Raw genomic sequence first — 18878 nt, forward strand, 5'->3', positions numbered from 1 at the left:
CGCCAATCACAAGGCGGGTTCTGCGCGTTCTTGGGCAGCGTTGGCGATTGCAATGCAAGGATCACGCAAATAAACTGCTTTTCATGCAGCAACCCCGCACCCCGCTCGATCCAACCGATCACCGTCTTCTGGCCGCCGTCCAGAAGGATGCGCAGCTTACCGCGCAGGAGCTTGGCGCGGCGCTCAACCTCTCGGCCAGCCAGGCCGGGCGGCGGCGCCAGCGGCTCGAGGCAGAGGGGTATATCCTGGGGTATGCCGCACGGCTGGATCCGCTGCGGCTGGGCCTTGCGGTACAGGCCTTCGTGCAGGTGCAGCTGGCCCGCCACGGGGCCGAGGAAGGCCGCGCCTTTGCCCGGCTTCTGCGCACACGGGCCGAGGTGGTCAGCGCCTGGACCATGACCGGCGAGGCGGATTATCTGCTGCGGGTCTACTGCCCCGACCTGCCCGCGCTAAACATGCTGATCCACGAAGTCCTGCTGGCCCACAGCGCCGTCGCGCGGGTGCAAAGCCAGATCGTCATGGATCAGACCAAGGCCGACGCGCCCTTCCCGCTCTGACGCGGCCGAGGCGCGCAGCGGCCCCATCGGTCGCGGAAATATCAGCGCAGGCGCGGCTATTGCGGTTGTGTTGACCTGAGGTCCCGGCGCATCATCTATGCAGCACCAAGGGAGCGTTATCCATGGAATCCTTCCTGTTTCAGGCGTCCATCTATCTGCTCGCGGCGGTGATCGCCGTCCCGGTCGCGGCGCGGCTTGGGCTGGGGTCGGTACTGGGCTACCTGGTGGCGGGCATCGTCATCGGCCCGGTGCTCGGCCTTGTGGCCGCGACCGAGGATTTGCAGCATTTCGCCGAATTCGGCGTCGTGATGATGCTGTTCCTCATCGGGCTCGAGCTTGAGCCGCGCGCGCTCTGGGACATGCGGCACCGGCTGATCGGGCTGGGGGGATTGCAGATCACCCTGACCACGCTGACGATCATGGCGGCGGGCATGGTTCTGGGGCTCGACTGGACGACGGCGCTGGCGGTCGGGCTGATCTTTGCGCTGTCGTCAACCGCGATCGTGTTGCAGACGCTGAGCGAAAAGAACCTGATGCAGACCGGCGGCGGCAGATCCGCCTTTTCGGTGCTGCTGACGCAGGACATCGCGGTCATCCCGATGCTGATCCTGCTGCCGCTGCTGGCCCACGGGGCAGAGCCGTCGCTGGGGCTGGACGGTTCGATCCTGCGCCCGGGCGTAGAGCATGCCGATGACCACCACGGCACCATGTCGCTGGTCGAAGGATTGCCCGGCTGGGGCGTCACGCTGGTGACGCTGGGCGCGGTCGCGCTGATCATTCTGGGCGGTGTCTACGGCGCGCGGCCGCTTTTCAAGTTCATCAACGCCTCGCGCCTGCCCGAGATGTTCACCGCCGTCGCGCTGCTGATCGTCGTGGGCATCGGCTTTCTGATGCTGATGGTGGGCCTGTCGCCCGCGCTTGGCACGTTTCTGGCGGGCGTGGTGCTGGCAAACTCGGAATTCCGGCATCAGCTTGAATCGGATGTGGAGCCGTTCAAGGGCCTGCTTCTGGGGCTCTTTTTCATCACCGTGGGGGCCGGGATCAACTTTGCCACCTTCCTGGCCGCGCCCTTCGTCATCCTTGGGCTGACGCTAGGGGTGATCCTGATCAAAGGGGGCGTGCTTTTCCTTCTGGGGCGCCTTTTCGGCCTCAAGGGGCGTGATCAGTGGCTCTTTACGCTCAGCCTCGCGCAGGCGGGGGAATTCGGCTTTGTGCTCATCTCCTTCTCACTCCAGCAGGCGGTGCTGACCTCTGCCATGGGCGAGCGGCTGCTGCTGGTCGTGGCGCTGTCGATGCTGGTCACGCCGCTGCTGTTTATCCTTTACGAATGGCTGTCGGGGCGCATGGCGGCGGATGTCGAGGACGAGCCCGAAGAGGACGAGATCGACGAACAGGGCACGGTGCTGATTGCCGGGATCGGGCGCTTTGGCCAGATCGTCAACCGCATGGTTCAGTCGGCGGGCTTCAAAACCGTGGTGATCGACAACGACCTCAAGACCATCCAACTGATGCGGCAATTCGGTTTCAAGGGCTTCTTCGGCGATCCGACGCGGCCGGAACTGCTGCATGCGGCCGGCATCGACGAGGCCAAGGTGCTGGTCGTGGCGCTTGACGACCCCAAGTCGACCACCACGCTGGTGGCGCTGGCTAAGCAGCTGCGTCCTGAACTGCACGTGGTGGCCCGGGCGCGCGACCGCACCCATGTCTACGCGCTCTATCAGGCAGGGGCGGACGATATCGTGCGCGAACTTTTTGACAGTTCTCTGCGGGCCGGACGCTACGTGCTGGAAAACATCGGGTTGTCGGAATACGAAGCCGCGGTCGCGCAGGAAACGTTCTTCCATCACGACCGCCACACGGTGCGCGAACTTGCTGCCCTGTGGGATCCGAAGATACCCACGGCCCAGAACGAGGCCTATATCGCCCGCGCCAGGGAGCTTGAGAAAGACCTCGAAACGGCGCTTCTGACGGCCATCGATACCAAGTCCAACGCCGCCTGACCTATATCGCTCCGGCACAAAAAAGCCGCGCCCTCGGGCGCGGCTTTTAGATCATTGGGTTGCCGGGGGGCGTTCAGGCGGCGCGGCCGACCAGAACCTCGTCCACCTGCTTGGCGGCAGACAGTTCGTCCCCGCCCGACACGGCGGCGACTTCGCGGGTCAACCGCTCCAGCGCGGCTTCGTAAAGCTGACGCTCGGAATAGCTCTGCTCGCGCTGGTCGTCACCGCGGTGCAGATCACGCACGACCTCGGCAATGGCGATCAGGTCGCCCGAGTTGATCTTTTGCTCATATTCCTGCGCGCGGCGCGACCACATGGCCCGCTTGACCTTGGCCTTGCCCTTGAGCGTCTTCATCGCCTGGCTCACCACGTCGGGCGACGACAGCGACCGCATGCCGATTTCCGTCGCCTTGTGCGTGGGCACACGCAGGGTCATCTTGTCTTTCTCGAACGAAATCACGAAAAGCTCCAGCGAGATGCCGGCGATATCCTGCTCCTCGATCGACACGATCTGACCCACGCCATGGGCGGGATAGACCACGTAATCGTTCGGGCGGAATTCGGATTTTTTCGTCTTGGTCATACAGTGGTTCCTCACAGCTCACCCTAGCGCAGGCGACACCAAAGGTGACGGGGATAAATCTATCTCCGGTCACCTTATCAAGGTTTTTGGTTTATGCCCCCGGGTGCAGACGGGCCCGGTTGTGTGCGCGTGGTGTTGTCATTTGCAATATGATCATACCACAAAATACGCATACTTCCTAGCGGCACGCGAAACAGCCGCTTTTCCCTTGCAAGCCAAAGGGATGGATCGGAAAGTTCACGCAAAAAGGGCAGTGATTGCGCCCTTTCCTCGAATCGGGCTCAGCCGCCTTCGCCCGGCGCTTCGGAGAAGTATTTTTCCAGCTTGCCGGTTTCGCCGTCACGTTCTTCGGCATCGGGCAGCGGGTCTTTCTTGGTGATGATGACCGGCCAAAGTTCGGAATACTTACGGTTGAACTCCACCCATTTTTCCGCGTCCGGTTCAGTATCGGGGCGGATCGCATCGGCGGGGCATTCGGGTTCGCAAACGCCGCAGTCGATGCATTCGTCGGGATGAATCACCAGCATGTTCTCGCCCTCGTAGAAGCAATCCACCGGGCAGACCTCGACGCAGTCTGTGTATTTGCAGGCGATGCAAGCATCATTGACAATATAAGTCATGGGAGCGCGTTCCGTCAGTCGTTTGCGAGCCTAGCTAGAACAGTGCGCGGCATCATTCAAGCGCCTGACCCCGGGTTTGATCCATCAAACGGCGATCACGTTTCGTTGGGCGGCCTTTGCCGTCAAAACGCGGTCCGGATGCCTGCATTTCAGCCGGTCTGGTACGGGGTTCGGGCGGGGCAAGATCGGTGTAAAGCGCCTGCGCTTCGGGCGCGGGGCCGCGACGTTCGCCCAAGGCCTCGATCCGGATCACCCGAACATCTTTTTCCTTGGAAAAGGTCAGCACATCCCCCGGCCCGACAGCGCAGGCGGGTTTGGCGACCCGCTGCGCGTTGACCCGGATGCCCGCCGCCACGACCTTGGCGGCCAGGCTGCGGGTCTTGAAGAAACGGGCGTGCCAGAGCCATTTGTCCAGACGGATTTTCCCCGTCGGTTCTGCCACTTACGATTTGTCCTTCAGCCCCATCAACGCGGCAGCGAAGGGGTTGTCGGGGTCGATCTGCTTTTCCTTGCGGGGCGGGCGCGCCTCGAAGGATTTGCCGCCATGCGTGGGCTTGTCCTTGCCGCGCGGCTTGCCCTTGCCACGGGGGCCGCCCTTGCCGCGGGGCTTATCGCCCTGGGCCGCGCGCCGACCGCCGCCGCTGCCTTCGCGGCGGGGGCCGCGGTTCTGACCACGATTTCCACCCCATGTGAAGGTAAAGAACGCCTCCATCTCGGGTTCGGAAATGGCGGCGTCGGCTGCGGTGCCGACGGGCACATCTTCGGCAGCGACGTCCGGCACCGGGGCTTCGGGCGCAGGCTCTGCCGGCTCTTCCGCAATCGGCGCCTCGCCTGCGTCGGGAATATCCGTCACCTTTTCGGGCGCTTCGGGCACGGCATCGGACACATGCGCCTGTTCGGTCACGGCCCCCGCCTCGGATTGCCCCGCATCGAACACCGGCGTATCGGTATTTTCCGTCGCCGGATCTTCCTCGACCGGTCGCGCGACCTCAGCCTCGGCATCCTTGGGCACAACAGCGTCGACCGCCTTGACCTTGACCCGCTCACCGGCTTCGGCCTTGTAGCCTAGGCCCTGCATGAGATCGGCAAACTGCTGCAAGGTCAGACCGGTGATCGACAGCATGTCGGCCTTGGCCTCGAACCCCGCGCGGCTGTCCTCGGCGCGCAGCAGGTCGGCAAGCCGTTCCAGCATGTCGATGCGGATCGCCCGCTCACCGGATTTGCGGTAGCCCGCAATCAAATAGTGTTCCGCAGGCACGGCATCGATGTTGGGCACGGTCACCAGGCCCGGCGGCGGCGCTTCGGGAAACGTGTCCAAACCTTTGGCGAGGCTCCACAAAACCAGCCGCAGCCTGGTCGGCGCGGGCTTCAGCAGCAGCGGCATGAAGATCGTGTACTGGCCAAACCGGATGCCGTGTTTGCGCAGCGCGGACCGCGCCTCCTGATCCAGGCCCTTGACCTCGTCCGCGACGTCCGCGCGGGCGATGATGCCCATCGCCTCGACCATGCGGAAACCAAAGCCCCGCGCAATTCCTGTCAGCGCCTCATCATGCTGGACGTTCAAAAGCGGCTCGAACAGGGCTGCGATCTTGCGGTCGATGAAATGCTGCAACCGGCGCTGCACCTTCTGCAGCACATCCGGCCCCGCCTCGTCATCGACAAAGGCCTTGACCCGGGGCTTGAGCGGATCATCGCCCGCCTCAAGCTTGCCGATCGCCTCGGTCCCCCACATCAGACCGCCCTGTTCGGTAAAGTCGATCTCGGTATCGGGGGCGTTGTAGAACCGGTCGGCGCGCAGATGGAAATGCGGCGCAAGGGCCTGCAACGACGCGGTTTTCAGCGTCTTGGCCTCCTGACCTGTCGCATCCTTGTCCTGACGGAACCGGAACCCTTCGAGTTTACCGACGAATTCGCCTTCGACGGTCACCTCACCCTTGTCATTCACTTCGGCCAAAAGGGCCTCCTTCTGCTTCAACCGCCGCAGCAACACGCTGGTGCGCCGGTCAACAAATCTTTGCGTCAGACGGTCATGCAGCGCATCCGACAAGCTGTCTTCTACAGCGCGGCTGCGGTCGCGCCAATGGCTTTCGTCGTGCACCCAGCCCTTGCGCTGCGCCACATAGGTCCATGTGCGGATAAACGCCAGCCGCTTCGACAACGTGTCGATGTCGCCGTCGGTCCGGTCGATGCGCTTGATCTGCCGCGCCATGAAGTCATCCGGGATCGCCCCCCGTTCGTGCAAGTGCCCGAAGATAACGCCCAGAAGGTCCGCATGTTCCGCGTGGCTGATGCCGCGAAAATCCGGGATCCGGCAGACATCCCACAAAAGCCGTACCGACACCGGATCGGACGCCCGCGCCGCCACCTCTGCTCCCTCGCTCAACGCCTTGAGCGCCTGCAGGTCGTCAGCCTCGCGCGCCTTGACGAGCCGCTCATCGCTCGGCGCCACCTCGAGCGAGGCGACAAGCGCATCGATGCTGGCAAAGTTGAGATCGGCGTTGCGCCAGTTCAGCTTGCGCAGCGGCGTGAAACGATGGTTGCAGATCGCCTCGGCCCAGTCGTCGGGGATCGGCCCCGCCTCGCCCGTGACGCCGAAGGTGCCGTGGCTCATTCCGCGTCCGGCCCGCCCGGCGATCTGCGCCAGCTCGTTGGGTTGCAGGGGGCGCATCCGGCGACCGTCGAACTTGGTCAGGGACGAAAACGCCACGTGGTTGATGTCGAGGTTGAGGCCCATGCCGATGGCATCGGTGGCCACCAGGAAATCGACATCGCCGTTCTGATATAGATCGACCTGCGCGTTGCGTGTGCGCGGGGACAAGGCGCCCATGACGACCGCCGCACCGCCCTTCTGGCGACGCAAAAGCTCGGCAATCGCATAGACATTTTCAACCGAAAACCCCACAATTGCGCTTCGCGCTTGCAGTCTGCTTATCTTTTTCGAACCAGAGTAGGATAGCTGGCTCATTCGCTCGCGCCGGACGAATTCCACCCCCGGCACCAGTTCGGCAATCGGCCCGCGCATGGTGTCAGAGCCCAGGAACAGCGTCTCGTTCAGCCCGCGCATCCGCAAGAGCCGGTCGGTGAAGACATGCCCCCGCTCGGGATCGGCGCACAGCTGGATTTCGTCGACCGCGACGAAATCGGTCCCCATCCCCTCGGGCATCGCCTCGACCGTGCAGACCCAGTAGGTGGCGCGTGGCGGCACGATCCGCTCTTCCCCGGTGACGAGCGCGACAACGCTGGGCCCGCGCACCGCGACGATCTTGTCGTAAACCTCGCGCGCCAGCAGACGCAGCGGCAGGCCGATCATGCCGGTCCGGTGGCCCAGCATCCGCTCGATCGCGTAGTGAGTCTTGCCGGTGTTTGTCGGGCCAAGGATGGCCGCGATCCGCCCGCGTGTCAGCATGAGGGGCGCCTTTGCTCGGCCAGATTAGAGGGTTGTTCCTTTGACCGCCAAGTCCAGCCGGTCCAGCGCCTCGGTCACGTCCGGATCATGCGGGCGCAGTTCCAGCACGCGGCTGTAGGCATCATAGGCCAGCGCGGGCTTGTCCAGCGCCTCGAATATCGCGCCAAGGCCGCGCATCGCACCGAAATGATGCGGGTTCAGCGCCAGCGTGCGTTCCAGCGCATCCGCTGTCGGCCCGTACATGTCGGCGTGGAAATAGGCCTGCGCCAGCCCGTGCCAGCCTTCGGCGAAATCCGGAGCATGATCGGTGAGCGCGGTGAAATGCTCGATCGCCGCCTCGACCTTGTTGACCTCCAGCGCGTCGCGCCCGCGCTTGAGCAGCAGGTCCATCGCGGCGGATCCGGATTTCGACCATTCCAGCCGGATTTCCTTTTCCAGCCGCCGCGCATCGGCCTCGTCCGCCTGGGCAAGGTCGGCCAAAAGCGCCGCCGTGCGGTCGGCATCCTGCGCAAACCCGGGCTGGGGCAGCGAAAAACAGGCCAGAACGGCAAATGCCGTGACGTGAGATTTGAATTTCATCGGTGCCATGCTCATAACGACTCTGAGTGTAGCGTCTGTGCCGGGAATTGCCAGACACCATGCACGGCAACCGAGGGAGAGCACGAATGAGTGAAGTTGTGAACGGCGCGGTCAAGGCGCTCAATGACAAGATGGACGGCCAGGGTTTTGACGGCACCGCCAAATTTCATATCACCGGCGAAGGCAGTCTGATGATCGACGGCGACGGGGCCCGCGCGGGCGATGAAGAGGCAGATGTGACCCTCACCGCCGATGCCGAGACCTTCGAGGCGATTCTGAACGGCGATCAGGACCCGACGTCGGCCTTCATGTCCGGCAAGCTCGCCGTGGACGGCGACATGGGCAAGGCTATGCAGCTGGCCCAGGTCCTGAGCTGATGACACTGACGCCCGCCCCCTTTCGCGACGATCTGGCCCAGGGGCCTGCGGGGGGGCGGGCGTTTTGGGCGACCGCGTCTGACGGCGTGCGAATCCGGCTGGGGCATTTCCCCGCGGCCGAGGGGCGCGGCACGGTCCTGCTGTTTCCCGGGCGCACGGAATACATCGAAAAATATGGCCGCACGGCGGCCGATCTGGCCAAGGGCGGGTATCACACGCTGGTCATCGACTGGCGCGGCCAGGGCATGGCCGACCGGCTGCTTGACGATACGCGCACCGGTCACGTCGATGTTTTCGAGGATTATCAGAAAGATGTCGCCGCCATGCTCGACGCCGCGCGGGCGCTCGATCTGCCGCGTCCCTATCACCTGATCGCGCATTCCATGGGCGGCTGCATCGGCCTGCGCGCGGTGACCGAGGATCTGCCCGTCGCCTCTTGCGTCTTTAGCGGGCCGATGTGGGGCATTCGCATCGCCCCGGCGATGCGCCCCGCCGCCTGGGCGCTGAGCTGGGGCATCGACCGGCTGGGCCACGGCCACCGCATCGCCCCCGGCACGAAGTCCGAAAGCTATGTCACCTGGCAGCCGTTCGAGGATAACCAGCTGACCACCGACGCGGACATGTTCGACTATCTGCGCGGGCACCTGGCGGCCGAGCCGCGGTTTCACCTGGGCGGCCCGTCGCTGCGCTGGCTTTATCAGGCGCTGGCCGAATGCCGCCTGCTGGCGCGACGACCTTCGCCCGATCTGCCGTGCCTCACGTTCTGCGGCACCAATGAACGCATCGTCGACACGGCGCGAATCCGCCAGCGGATGGACAATTGGCCCGGCAGCACCCTGCATTGGGTGGAAGGCGGCGAACACGAGGTCCTGATGGAGTCGCCGGAGACGCGCAACCGCATCACCGCGCAGACCCTGGCGCTTTTCGATGCGGCCAGCGCCGGAAAACCCGCCAGATCCGCCTGACAGGACCGCGGCGCGGCCTATGTCTGCCGCATGGGCGATCCGGTTCTCAGCTTTACAGACAGGGGCATCTACTGCCCCGCGGGCGATTTCTACATCGACCCGTGGCGCCCCGTCGATCGGGCGCTGATCACCCATGGCCATGCCGATCACGCCCGCGCCGGGCATGGCGCCTATCTGGCCACCCATGCCGCAGGGCCGGTCATGCGGCACCGGCTGGGCGCGATCACGCTGGACGGTATCGACTTTGGCGAGGTCCGACAGATCGGCGGGGCCGAGGTGTCGTTCCACCCCGCGGGTCACATTCCCGGATCGGCGCAGATCCGCGTCGCGGTCGGAGGCGAGGTCTGGGTGGTGTCGGGCGACTACAAGGTGCGCCCCGACGGGCTATCCGAACCGTTCGAGCCGGTGCCCTGCCACACCTTCATCTCGGAATGCACATTCGGCCTGCCGGTCTTCAAATGGGCCGACCAGCGCGATGTCGCGGCAGAGATCAATGACTGGTGGACGACCAATGCCGCCGCCGGTCTGACCACGATCCTGGGGGCCTATTCGCTGGGCAAGGCGCAGCGGCTCTTGTCGCTGGTCGATTCCGGCATCGGCCCGATCCTCACCCATGGCGCCGTCGAGGGCACGAACGGCGTGCTGCGGGCGCAGGGGCTGACCCTGCCGGACACAACGCAGGTGACCGCGGAAACCCGGATCAAGGACCATCCCGGCGCCCTGGTCATCGCGCCGCCTGCCGCGTTGGGGTCGGCCTGGGCGCGCAAACTGGGGCCCGCCTCGACCGGTTTTGCCTCGGGCTGGATGCGGCTGCGCGGGGTGCGCAGGCGGCGCGCGGCGGACCGTGGCTTTGTGATGTCAGACCATGCCGACTGGGATGAACTGCATCAGGCGATCCGCGCGACCGGCGCGGAAAACATATATGTGACACATGGATACACCGATATCTTTGCGCGTTGGCTGAATGATCGCGGCTGGAATGCCAAAGTCCTGCCGACCGAATTCGGCGGGGATGAGGATGAGGCCGAGGCGGCGGCATGAAGGATTTCGCACAGCTGATCACGACCGTGGACCAGACCACGAAAACCACCCTGAAAACAAAGGCTTTGGCGGACTACTTCAGCCACGCGCCGGATGACGACAAGCTTTGGACCATCGCGCTGTTTTCCGGGCGCAGGCCGAAACGCGCGGTGACCACAACCCAACTGCGCGAATGGGCCGCCGAGGTGGCGGATGTGCCGCTTTGGCTGCTTGAGGAATCCTATCCCATCGTCGGCGATCTGGCCGAGACCATCGCGCTGATCCTGCCGCCCGCGTCGCGCACCTCGGATTATCCACTGACCCATTGGATCAAGACGTTACGCGCGCTTTCTCAGCTTGATATCGACACCCGGAAAGCCCGTATTCTGGCCGCCTGGGACGAGTTGGATGCCACCGAACGGTTCCTGTTCAACAAGCTGATCACCGGCGGGTTTCGCATCGGTGTCAGCCGCAAGCTGATGACCCGCGCGCTGGCCCGCGCCACTGGGCAGGACGAGGCAGGCCTGGCGCATCGCCTGATGGGCGGCTGGACCCCGGACGATGTGACCTACCACAGCCTGATCGAGGCCGAGGACAAGGCCGCAGATCTGTCGCGTCCCTATCCGTTCTACCTTGCCTACCAGCTTGAGGACGATCCCGCCGACCTGGGCCCACCCGCCGACTGGCAGGCGGAATGGAAATGGGACGGCATCCGCGGCCAGCTGATCCTGCGCATGGGCGAACACCACGTCTGGTCCCGGGGCGAAGAGCTGATGACCGACCGGTTTCCCGAACTGGCCCGGCTGCGCGACTTCCTGCCCGACGGCACCGTGCTCGATGGGGAAATCGTCGCCTGGGATGGCACCCAGCCGCTGCCTTTCAACACGCTGCAATCGCGCATCGGGCGCAAGACCGTGCCGAAAAAGCTGCTGCGCGACGCGCCGGTCATCCTGCTGGCCTATGACCTGCTGGAAGATGGCGGCACCGACCTGCGCGACCGGCCCCTGGCCGAGCGGCGCGCGACCCTGCGGCAACGGGTCGGCGCTCTGCCTGACGACGCGCCGGTCCGCGTGTCGGAGGCCATCGACTTTGGCACCTGGGACGATCTGGCCCAGGTCCGCGCCACCGCCCGCGATCACCGGGCCGAAGGGCTGATGCTCAAGAACCTGGCCAGCCCCTACCTTGCGGGCCGCAAGAAAGGCGACTGGTGGAAATGGAAGCTGGACCCGCTGACCATCGACGCGGTGATGATCTATGCCCAGCAGGGCCACGGGCGGCGCGCCAACCTCTTTACCGACTTCACCTTTGCGGTACGCGACGGCGACTCGCTGGTGCCGTTCACCAAGGCCTACAGCGGCCTGACGGACAAGGAATTCAACGAAATCACCCGCTGGGTGCGCAAGAACACCCTGCAACGCTTTGGCCCGGTGCGGCAGGTCACGCCCGAGCATGTGTTCGAGATCGCGTTCGAGGGCATCCATGCCTCTCCGCGGCACAAATCCGGCGTCGCCCTGCGGTTTCCGCGCATGTCGCGCTGGCGGCACGACAAGCCGCTGGCCGAGGCCAACACGCTGGACGATCTCAAGGCGATGCTGGAGGCCTATGGCTGACGCCCCGGGGGCGCTGCCCCCGGACCCCCGAGGTATTTTCGAACCAGAGAAGGACGGACCGCTTTCGGGGTTGAGCCGCCGCGCGCCGCATCCTACCTCTGGTGCAACAGATTGAGGAGAGTTCCATGCCCATCCGCCCGCTTTTCGACGCCAACGCCTCTGCCGGGGGAAAGAACCTGGGTGATTTGCCGGAATGGGACCTGTCGGACCTTTACGCGGCACCCGACGCGCCCGAGCTCAAGCGGGATCTGGACTGGCTCGAACAGGCCTGCGCATCGTTCGCGGCCGACTACGAGGGCAAGCTGGGGGATCTGGATGCCGCCGGGTTCCTGGACGCCGTGCACCGGCACGAGAAGATCGAGAATATCGCCGGGCGCATCATGTCCTTCGCGGGTCTGCGCTATTACCAGCTGACGACCGATGCGGCGCGCACCAAGTTCCTGTCGGACACGCAGGAAAAGATCACCACCTACACCACACCGCTGGTGTTTTTCACGCTGGAGCTGAACCGGCTGGACGACAGCGTTCTGGACGGTCATTTCGCCGCGAATGACGATCTGGCGCGCTACAAGCCCGCCTTCGACCGCATCCGCGCGATGAAGCCTTATCAGCTGTCGGACGAGCTTGAGCGGTTCCTGCACGACCTGGGTGTTGTCGGCGACGCATGGGAACGTCTGTTCGACGAGACCATCGCCGGCCTGGAGTTCGATGTCGACGGCGAGGCGCTGACGATCGAGGGCACGCTGAATCTGCTGACCGACACCGACCGGTCGAAACGCCAGGCCGCCGCCGAGGAACTGGCGCGCGTCTTCGGCCAGAACATCCGCACCTTTGCGCGTGTGCACAACACGGCGACGAAGGAAAAGGAGATCATGGACCGCTGGCGCGGCATGCCGACCGCGCAGACCGGGCGGCACCTTTCCAACGACGTGGAGCCGGAGGTGGTCGAGGCGCTGCGCGACGCGGTGGTTGCCGCCTACCCCAAGCTGTCGCACCGGTATTACAACCTCAAGCGCAAGTGGCTGGGGCTGGACGTCATGCAGGTCTGGGACCGCAACGCGCCGTTGCCTTTGGAAGACCCCAAGACCGTGACCTGGGACGATGCCCGCGCCACGGTGATGAATGCCTATGCCGAATTCGACCCCCGCATGGCCGAGATCGCAGAGCCGTTCTTTGACCGCGGCTGGATCGATGCGGCGGTGAAGCCCGGCAAGGCGCCGGGGGCCTTCGCGCACCCGACGGTGACGGACGTGCACCCTTACGTGATGCTCAACTATCTGGGCAAACCGCGCGACGTGATGACGCTGGCGCACGAACTTGGCCACGGCGTGCACCAGGTGCTGGCGGCGGGGCAAGGCGAGATGCTGTCATCGACACCCCTGACGCTGGCCGAAACTGCGTCCGTTTTCGGTGAAATGCTGACCTTCCGCCGGATGCTCGACAACGCCGCCACCGATGCCGAGCGCAAGGTGCTGCTGGCGGGCAAGGTCGAGGATATGATCAACACCGTCGTGCGCCAGATCGCGTTCTACGATTTCGAATGCAAGCTACACGCCGCGCGCCGCGGGGGCGAACTGACGCCCGACGACATCAACGCGCTCTGGATGTCCGTGCAGGCGGAATCCCTGGGCGACGCGTTTGAGTTCATGCCGGGATACGAGACCTTCTGGGCCTATATCCCACACTTCGTGCATTCGCCCTTCTACGTCTACGCCTATGCCTTTGGCGACGGGTTGGTCAACGCGCTCTACGCCGCCTACCAGGAACAGCCCGAAGGCTTTCAGGAGAAATACTTCGACATGCTGAAGGCGGGTGGGTCCAAGCACCACAAGGCTTTGCTGGCGCCCTTCGGCCTCGACGCGTCGGACCCCAAGTTCTGGGACAAGGGGTTGTCGATGATCTCTGGCTTCATCGACGAGCTGGAGGCTATGGAGGGGTGAGAAACTCGCCGCCTGGCCCTTCGGCTTGTCATCGGGGGGCAGACAGCCTGAGATTGGCGAAAACTCAGGCCCATTATCGTACGGATGCGATTAGATAAGCGGGACCGAGTTGCCCTGTGAGGACGGAGCTAACGTTCGTTCTTTGGACCCGGCACGGAATCAAGGCCGCCCTTGGCAGCTGCCGTGGGCGCGCCGCCCCCCCCCCCCGGGGGGGCGCGGGGACCCCGGCACGCCGGTGGGGGGGACCGAGAAGCCGACCCTCGCAGCACTTGCGAGGTCAACATAGCCAAAGCGCCTCGGCCCCTCACTTCAACTGCGAATCCTTCGATCCGCGCCGGTTGATCCCGCCGCGCGCCTTGAATGTGCCGTCCCGCTCCTGCTGGCAGTCAATGCAGAGCTTTACCCCCGGAAGGGCCTGGCGGCGTTTTTCAGGGATCGGCTCTTCGCAATCGACGCAGAACTCGGCGCTTTCGCCCTGTGGCGTGCGCCGGGCCTTGAGCCGCGCCAGTTCGTCCTGAATCGACGCCTCGATCTGTTCGTTCACCGCGCCGTCGCGGGACCATCCGCCTGCCATGAGCCTTCCTCCTGCACCAAAGATAGGCGCGCGGCGCCGCGCGATCCAGCCCCATCGATATCCTTGAAACCCCGCGCACCGCGCTACCTTACAGGCCAAGGAGATTTGCGCCATGACCCGTACCCTGTTCGCCCTTGCCCTGACCTGCCTTGCCGCCCTGCCCGCGCAGGCGCTGGAGCGGTTCACCTTCGACAGCATCGACGGCGGAACGATCGACAGCGCCGATTGGGCTGGCAAGCCGGTGCTGGTGGTCAACACCGCCTCGCGCTGCGGATTCACACCGCAGTACGACGGGCTGCAGGCGCTTTATGACCAGTACAAGGATCAGGGGCTGATCGTGCTTGCCGTGCCATCGGATGATTTCCGGCAGGAGCTGTCGTCGGCCGAGGACGTCAAGGAGTTCTGCGAGGTCAATTTCGGCCTGACCTTGCCGATGACCGACATCACTCATGTGCGCGGAGCGGAGGCGCATCCGTTCTATCGGTGGGTGGCGGACACTGCGGGTTTTGCGCCAAGCTGGAATTTCAACAAGGTGCTGATCGGCCCCGATGGCAACGTGAAGGCGACCTTCGGCTCCACCACCCGCCCGCAATCGCCGCCCATCACTGGCCCGATCGAGAAAATGCTGGGCGCCCGCGGCTAGCGTCGCGCCTTGCGCCAGCCGGCCTGCCGGGCATCGGCCTCAGAGCAGAACCAGCGTTCGCCCTTCGTCGGATCGATGCGCGTCTTGTCGTACCAGTTCTGCCCCGGCATGTGGTAGATACGCTTGCCGTCGCGGCTGATGTTGCCCTTGATGGTGCATCCCGTGGGCGCCTCCTGCACCGCCGCCTTGCGGCCGATCCGGCGGAAGGCCGCGGGTGAGGTGACACCGGTGGCATGCAGACCCCGACCCGCCACCGCCGCCGCCTTTTCCTGCAGATCATAGTCCCAGCCGTATTGGCGGTAGGCAAAGGCCAGCCCGTCCGACACCAGCATTTCGCCGATATCGCGCCCGGCGATATGACAGATCGCCACGATCCGGTCATAGCGGTCGATGTCGCGCGTCTCGCAGGTGGCGAACTGCCCGTCGAACCGCGCGCGCACCTCGCGCCGGACCCAGGCACCGCATTCCCAGGCGGGCGCGCCCTGGCCGCCGCAAAGCTGGTCGGTCTCGGGCGCGTCGATGGCGTGCAACCGTACCCGGGTGCCGCCAACATCAAACGTATCGCCGTCGATCACCCGCAAGACGCCGTCCGGGCCCGCCGCCGCGGCCGTGCCCAGACAGAGCAGACCAAAAAGTAAACAAATCCTTAACATGCCGCGAACATCACCGCGGGCAGCGGTGATTTCAACCGGCAACTGCGCCGATGCTTAACGCTGCGCGGTCATCCAGTCGGGGTGTATCCAGGGCGCATCATTCGCGGGCGGCAGCGACCGGCCCAGAACGTGATCGGCGGCCTTTTCCCCCACCATGATGGACGGCCCGTTGAGGTTGCCATTGGTGATGCGCGGAAAGACCGAACTGTCCGCGACGCGCAACCCGTCGACCCCGATCACCCGCGCCTCCGGATCGACAACAGCCATCGGATCGTCGGCCCGCCCCATCTTGCAGGTGCCGCAGGGATGGTAGGCGCTTTCGGCGTGTTCGCGGATAAAGTCGTCCAAGGCCTCATCCGACTGCACGTCCTGACCCGGCTGGATCTCGTGGCCGCGATAGGGCGCAAAAGCCTCCTGCCCAAAGATTTCGCGGGTGAGCCGGATGCAGCGGCGAAAATCCTGCCAGTCTTCCTCGGTGCTCATGTAGTTGAAGAAGATGCGCGGATCGTCCTCGGGCCGGGCCGAACGCAGCGTGACCTCACCCCGCGACGGCGAGCGCATCGGGCCGACATGGGCCTGAAAGCCGTGGCCCTCGGCGGCGACCTTGCCATCGTAGCGCACCGCGAGCGGCAGGAAATGATACTGGATGTCGGGGTATTCCACCCCGGTCTGCGAGCGGATGAAGGCGCAGCTTTCGAACTGGTTCGACGCCCCCGGCCCGTCGCCGCGAAACAGCCAGCGCGCGCCCACGTAAGCCTTGCCCAAAAGGTTCCAGTATTTGAACAGGCTCACCGGCTGGGTCGCGGCCATCTGGATATACAACTCCAGGTGGTCCTGAAGGTTCTGCCCGACGCCGGGGCGGTCCGCCACCACCGGGATGCCGTGTTCGGCCAGATGCGCGGCGGGTCCGATCCCCGACAGCATCAGCAGTTTCGGCGAGTTGAGAGAGGAGGCCGCGAGGATCACCTCGGCGCGGGCGCCGATCACCTCGGTCCGGCCGCCCCGGCTGACCTCGACCCCGGTGGCGCGCCCCTCCTTGATCACCACGCGGCGGGCCAGCGCGCGGGTGACGCGCGCGCCCAGCTTCTGCGCGGGCCGCAGATAGGCGTTGGCGGCGGACCAGCGGCGGCCCTTCCAGATCGTCGCCTCCATCGGGCCGAAGCCTTCCTGCTTGAGGCCGTTGTAGTCGTCGGTCGCCTCGTAGCCCGCCTGCACCCCGGCCTGCACAAAGGCCTGAACCAGCGGGTTGTCGCGCTTGCCGCGGCTGATGTGCAGCGGGCCGTCGGTGCCGCGCACGTCTGAGCGACCGCCGTGCCAATGCTCCATGCGCTTGAAATAGGGCAGCACATCCGCATAGCCCCAGCCATCGGCCCCCTGATCGCGCCAATGGTCGAAATCCATCGCATGGCCGCGCACATAGACCATGCCATTGATCGAAGACGATCCGCCCAGCACCTTGCCACGCGGACAGGCCAGGCGCCGCCCGCCCAGATGTGGCTCGGGCTCGCTCTCGTAGCCCCAGTCGTACATCTTCATGTTCATCGGATAGCTGAGCGCACCCGGCATCTGGATGAACGGCCCGCCGTCCCAGCCGCCGTGTTCGATCACCAGCACATCCTTGCCCGCCTCGGCCAGCCGGTAGGCCATGGCGCAGCCCGCCGACCCGGCACCCACGATCACATAGTCCGCGTCCATCTTCCCTCACTTCCGGCGCATCACCATAACATCAAGGAGCACTGCAGGCGGCGCGGAAAGCGCCCCTGAGGCTCCGGCGGTGGGCCTCTTCAAACTGGCCGAGGCGCTTTCAGGGCAGACGTTTCCCTGAACCGCTTCTCGGCAAAATCTTCACGTCCCCGGTGTCGAGGACGCCCGACAGGGCGGAGGAGATGCGCCTTAGAACGGCGCCTCCATCTTGCCCATGCGCACATAGACGCTCTTGACCTGCGAATAATGCGCGATCGCCTCTTTCGAATTCTCCCGGCCCACGCCGGACATCTTCATGCCGCCAAAGGGCGCTTCAACCGGCGCGTCGTTGTAGGAGTTGATGAAACACGACCCGGCCTGCAACTGCGCAATCACCCGGTGGCCGCGCGCGAGGTTCTGCGTGAACACCCCGGCGGACAGGCCGAAGGGCGTGTCGTTGGCCCGGGCAATCACCTCGTCCTCGTCGTCGAAATCCAGCACCGACAGGACCGGGCCAAAGATCTCTTCCCGGGCGATGGTCATATCGTCGGTCACACCGTCAAAGATCGCAGGCGTCAGCCAGAAGCCGGGTTTGTCCAGCCGATCGCCGCCGCAGACCAGCCGCGCGCCTTCCTCCACCCCCTTGGCGATGTAGCCCTGCACGATCTCCATCTGCCGGGCCGACACCAGCGGGCCAAAGCTCGTCTCGGGATCCATCGGATCACCGATCACCGCATTGCCCAGCCGCTCGGCCAGGCGGTTGACGAACGCCTCGCGGATGCCGTTCTGCACGAAGACCCGCGTGCCGTTGCTGCAGACCTGGCCCGAGGAATAGAAATTTGCCATGATCGCACCGCCCACCGCGTCCTCGAGGTCGGCATCGTCAAAGATGACCAGCGGCGACTTGCCGCCCAATTCCATGGTTACGTGTTTCAGGCCATCGGCGGCGGTCGCGTAAACCTTGCGGCCCGTGGGCACCGATCCGGTCAGCGACACCTTGTCGACGCGGGCATCGCTCACCAGCGCGCCCCCCACGGCCCCCATGCCCTGCACCACGTTGTAGACACCGGCGGGCAACCCCGCCTCGTGCAGGATCTCGGCCACCTTGAGCGCCGACAGCGGCGTGGTTTCGGACGGTTTGAAGATCATCGCATTGCCGCAGGCCAGCGCCGGCGCGCCCTTCCAGCAGGCGATCTGCGTGGGATAGTTCCACGCCCCGATCCCCACGCACAGGCCCAGCGGTTCGCGGCGGGTATAGACCCAGTCCTCGCCCAGCTGGATATGCTCGCCGGTCAGCGACGCCGCCAGCCCGCCGAAATACTCGAGCGCATCCGATCCGCTGGTGGCATCCGCGACGCTGGTTTCCTGATAGGGCTTGCCCGTGTCCCAGGTTTCCAGAACCGACAGGTCGTGGTTGCGCTCGCGCATGATCGCCGCCGCGCGGGTCAGGATACGCCCGCGTTCGCGGCCCGACATCGCGGCCCAACCGGCCTGCGCACGCCGTGCGGATGTGATGGCTTTCTCGATCACCGCGGGGGTTGCGGCATGGACCTTGGCGATCACCTCATCGGTGGCGGGATAGACCACCTCGATCAGGTCGCCCTCTGCATCCTCGACATAGGTGCCGTCGATGAAATGGCTACCCTGGGGTTGCGTGTCATAGGCCAT

17 protein-coding genes are annotated in these 18878 nt (G+C 65.0%); 8 read left to right on the top strand and 9 right to left on the bottom strand.

From position 1 onward, the window contains the following. Window positions 1-83: 83 nt before the first annotated feature. Window positions 84-557, top strand: a complete 474-nt coding sequence (locus tag ACOXXX_RS19310) for an Lrp/AsnC family transcriptional regulator (RefSeq protein ID WP_422828258.1) — start codon at window positions 84-86, stop codon at window positions 555-557. Window positions 558-679: 122 nt separating this feature from the next. After that, entirely contained in the window at window positions 680-2557 is a 1878-nt protein-coding gene (locus ACOXXX_RS19315; RefSeq protein WP_422828259.1) for a monovalent cation:proton antiporter-2 (CPA2) family protein, read from the top strand. A gap of 73 nt (window positions 2558-2630) precedes the next feature. On the opposite strand, the gene ACOXXX_RS19320 is transcribed toward ACOXXX_RS19315, so the two are convergent. From ACOXXX_RS19320 to ACOXXX_RS19340, 5 genes are all read right to left on the bottom strand, one after another. Next, window positions 2631-3140 carry a CarD family transcriptional regulator gene (locus tag ACOXXX_RS19320; protein WP_422828260.1) on the bottom strand — a complete coding sequence of 170 codons (510 nt, stop codon included), beginning with the start codon at window positions 3138-3140 and terminating at the stop codon, window positions 2631-2633. 281 nt (window positions 3141-3421) lie between these two features. Beyond that, window positions 3422-3760, bottom strand: coding sequence for a ferredoxin FdxA (gene fdxA / locus ACOXXX_RS19325; RefSeq protein ID WP_422828261.1), 339 nt, complete (start codon window positions 3758-3760; stop codon window positions 3422-3424). A 52-nt stretch (window positions 3761-3812) separates the two neighbouring features. Continuing rightward, on the bottom strand, window positions 3813-4202 hold the full coding sequence (locus ACOXXX_RS19330; protein WP_422828262.1) for an RNA-binding S4 domain-containing protein: 390 nt from the start codon (window positions 4200-4202) through the stop codon (window positions 3813-3815). Further along, window positions 4203-7166, bottom strand: coding sequence for a helicase-related protein (locus ACOXXX_RS19335; protein WP_422828263.1), 2964 nt, complete (start codon window positions 7164-7166; stop codon window positions 4203-4205). Window positions 7167-7190: 24 nt separating this feature from the next. Beyond that, on the bottom strand, window positions 7191-7745 hold the full coding sequence (locus tag ACOXXX_RS19340) for a tetratricopeptide repeat protein (RefSeq protein WP_422828264.1): 555 nt from the start codon (window positions 7743-7745) through the stop codon (window positions 7191-7193). Window positions 7746-7831: 86 nt separating this feature from the next. Between ACOXXX_RS19340 and ACOXXX_RS19345 the strand changes: the two genes are divergently transcribed. From ACOXXX_RS19345 to ACOXXX_RS19365, 5 genes are all read left to right on the top strand, one after another. After that, entirely contained in the window at window positions 7832-8122 is a 291-nt protein-coding gene (locus ACOXXX_RS19345; protein WP_422828265.1) for an SCP2 sterol-binding domain-containing protein, read from the top strand. Next, window positions 8122-9087: an alpha/beta fold hydrolase gene (locus ACOXXX_RS19350; RefSeq protein WP_422828267.1), complete on the top strand. Its 966-nt coding sequence runs from the start codon at window positions 8122-8124 to the stop codon at window positions 9085-9087. Before ACOXXX_RS19345 ends, ACOXXX_RS19350 begins: the two co-directional genes overlap by 1 nt. Window positions 9088-9117: 30 nt before the next feature. After that, complete coding sequence (locus ACOXXX_RS19355; protein ID WP_422828268.1) at window positions 9118-10128, top strand: ligase-associated DNA damage response exonuclease; 1011 nt, start codon at window positions 9118-9120, stop codon at window positions 10126-10128. Then, the gene (locus ACOXXX_RS19360; RefSeq protein WP_422828269.1) at window positions 10125-11717 is read left to right on the top strand and encodes an ATP-dependent DNA ligase; all 1593 of its coding nucleotides are present in this window, start codon (window positions 10125-10127) and stop codon (window positions 11715-11717) included. Before ACOXXX_RS19355 ends, ACOXXX_RS19360 begins: the two co-directional genes overlap by 4 nt. A gap of 125 nt (window positions 11718-11842) precedes the next feature. Then, entirely contained in the window at window positions 11843-13657 is a 1815-nt protein-coding gene (locus tag ACOXXX_RS19365; RefSeq protein WP_422828270.1) for a M3 family oligoendopeptidase, read from the top strand. Window positions 13658-13961: 304 nt separating this feature from the next. On the opposite strand, the gene ACOXXX_RS19370 is transcribed toward ACOXXX_RS19365, so the two are convergent. Further along, window positions 13962-14231 (bottom strand): DksA/TraR family C4-type zinc finger protein, encoded by a 270-nt coding sequence (locus ACOXXX_RS19370; protein ID WP_422828271.1) that lies wholly within the window; start codon window positions 14229-14231, stop codon window positions 13962-13964. Window positions 14232-14343: 112 nt separating this feature from the next. Here ACOXXX_RS19370 and ACOXXX_RS19375 point away from each other — a divergent pair, with 112 nt between their 5' ends. Then, complete coding sequence (locus ACOXXX_RS19375) at window positions 14344-14874, top strand: glutathione peroxidase (protein WP_422828272.1); 531 nt, start codon at window positions 14344-14346, stop codon at window positions 14872-14874. Here ACOXXX_RS19375 and ACOXXX_RS19380 read toward each other — a convergent pair. The 3 genes from ACOXXX_RS19380 to betB form a co-directional block, all read right to left on the bottom strand. Then, the gene (locus ACOXXX_RS19380) at window positions 14871-15527 is read right to left on the bottom strand and encodes a thermonuclease family protein (protein ID WP_422828273.1); all 657 of its coding nucleotides are present in this window, start codon (window positions 15525-15527) and stop codon (window positions 14871-14873) included. The genes ACOXXX_RS19375 and ACOXXX_RS19380 overlap by 4 nt on opposite strands. Before the next feature lie 54 nt (window positions 15528-15581). Continuing rightward, entirely contained in the window at window positions 15582-17222 is a 1641-nt protein-coding gene (gene betA, locus ACOXXX_RS19385) for a choline dehydrogenase (protein WP_422828274.1), read from the bottom strand. Between the two features lie 198 nt (window positions 17223-17420). Beyond that, window positions 17421-18878 carry a betaine-aldehyde dehydrogenase gene (betB, locus tag ACOXXX_RS19390; protein WP_422828275.1) on the bottom strand — a complete coding sequence of 486 codons (1458 nt, stop codon included), beginning with the start codon at window positions 18876-18878 and terminating at the stop codon, window positions 17421-17423.

It is taken from the genome of Thalassococcus sp. BH17M4-6 (assembly GCF_049323015.1).
Classification (GTDB): Bacteria; Pseudomonadota; Alphaproteobacteria; order Rhodobacterales; family Rhodobacteraceae; genus Puniceibacterium.